The organism is Kocuria cellulosilytica, assembly GCF_040981245.1.
Lineage (GTDB): Bacteria > Actinomycetota > Actinomycetes > Actinomycetales > Micrococcaceae > Kocuria > Kocuria cellulosilytica.
Window position 1 is genome coordinate 1 of sequence record NZ_JAVFWZ010000178.1, and the last position, 501, is coordinate 501.

Sequence of the window (501 nt, forward strand, 5' to 3'; positions counted from 1 at the left end):
ATGCTCGCGTTCGTGCTGCTCGTGCAGCAGATCGAGTCCAACATCCTGCAGCCCCTCGTCATGGGCCGGGCCGTGTCCCTCCACCCGCTGGCGGTGTTCCTCGCGGTGGCCTCCGGCTCGATCCTCTTCGGCATCGCCGGGGCCCTGTTCGCAGTGCCGGTCATGGCGTTCCTCAACACGGTGGTGCGCTACCTCGTGGGCGGGCTGTGGCGCGAGGACGACGAGATCCCGTGGGAGCCCTACTACTTCCCGTGGGAGATCAAGAAGCACGCCAGCAGGAACGAGCTGACCCGGGAGCAGATCATGGCCCAGCTCCAGCGCTTCCGCCGCACGCGGGCCCAGGAGCGGCTCCAGGCCGCGCTCAAGCGCGGGCGCAGGGCCGACCGCGCCCGGGCCGGGGGCGGCGAACAGTCCGGCCGCGCCGCCGCCGGCGCCTCCGGGCGGTCGGCGGGCAACGACTAGGATGGGGACCGCGCCCGCCGCCGGCGGGCGCGAGCCGTG

The 501-nt window shown here is 73.5% G+C and carries 1 protein-coding gene; it reads left to right on the forward strand.

Features of this window, described 5'->3' with window-relative positions:
- Positions 1–462: AI-2E family transporter (locus tag RCG67_RS17580; RefSeq protein ID WP_368828119.1), on the forward strand; the 462-nt coding region annotated here is incomplete at its 5' end.
- Positions 463–501: the final 39 nt, after the last annotated feature.